The 1,125-nt window shown below is 62.5% G+C and carries 2 protein-coding genes; both read right to left on the bottom strand.

What is annotated here, in order from left to right:
* Positions 1-947: Y-family DNA polymerase (locus EOM25_15250; GenBank protein ID NCC26536.1), on the bottom strand; the 947-nt coding region annotated here is incomplete at its 3' end.
* Positions 944-1,125 (bottom strand): hypothetical protein (locus tag EOM25_15245; GenBank protein ID NCC26535.1); only part of this gene is annotated, 182 nt, incomplete at its 5' end. The genes EOM25_15245 and EOM25_15250, both read right to left, overlap by 4 nt.

The following is a 1,125-nucleotide window of genomic DNA, read 5'->3' as shown; positions in this document are numbered from 1 at the left end:
CAATGCTGCGGGCCCGGGCGGTGTCTGCTGGTGCCGACAAAAGTCTGGATCGTCCCGGCCAGGAGACCCTTGGCGCGAAGGCGTTCCCCGGCCCGATGGACAAAGGACGAGAGGGCCTCGCAAAGCGATTCCCTGTCCCTGACCGGAGCGCCGAACGACCGGGAGCAGACAAGGCTCTTCGCGGGAGATGGCGCCAAGTCCAGATCCAGACAGGGAATCTGCCTGAGTTCCATGGCCGTGTTCAAGCCCGTGACCCTGAGGTTTTTCCGGACCCAGGCATCGGGCATCCGGGCCAGCTGCAGTGCGGTGAGGATACCGCGCTCGTTCAGGAACCGGGCCGATTTCCGCCCGATTCCCCAAACGTCCCCAACATCAATACCGGCCAAGGCCCGTTCGATCTCGGCCTCCGTGCCGAGAAGGCAGATTCCGTTCAGGGCGGGGTTCTTCTTGGCCAGTCGGTTGGCGGCCTTGGCCAGGGTCCTGGTCCGGCCCAGGCCGACGCAGGTTGGTATTCCGGTCCACCGACGCACCGTGCGTCGAAGCTCCGAAGCCAGCCCGACCAAATCTCGAGGGCTTTGGGCCGTGAAGCCCAAAAAGCACTCGTCGATGGAATAGACCTCCACCTCGGGGGAAAACCGGGAGAGAACGGACATCATCCGAGCCGACATGTCCCCGTAGAGCGTGAAATTTGATGACAGGGAGATCACGTTGTTTTGGCGAAAAAAGGCCTTGCGGAGAAAGGCCGCCTCCCCCATGGCAATGCCCAGGGCCTTGGCCTCGGGCGAACGGGCGATGACGCAGCCGTCATTGTTGGAGAGGACGACCACCGGACGGTGTTCCAGCGATGGGTCGAAGAGCCGCTCGCAGGAGACGTAGAAATTGTTCCCGTCGATCAGGGCGTAGAACCGGGGTGAAGACGATGCTCGAGGATGGACCAGTCTGGTCATCTGAGTTTTCGGACCACGGCTTCGACCACGCCCCAGACGAGGAAATCGAGGTCCTCGTGGACGGGAATGGCCTCGTAGTCGGGATTCTCCGGGGCAAGGAAAAGGGATCGCCCACGCCGGACCAGACGCTTGACCGTCAACTCACCGTTCAGGACGGCCACGACAATTTTTCCCGGAG

The organism is Deltaproteobacteria bacterium (assembly GCA_009929795.1).
In the GTDB taxonomy this organism is placed as follows: domain Bacteria; phylum Desulfobacterota; class Desulfovibrionia; order Desulfovibrionales; family Desulfomicrobiaceae; genus RZZR01.
This window is presented reverse-complemented; position numbering and strand designations above follow the sequence as displayed.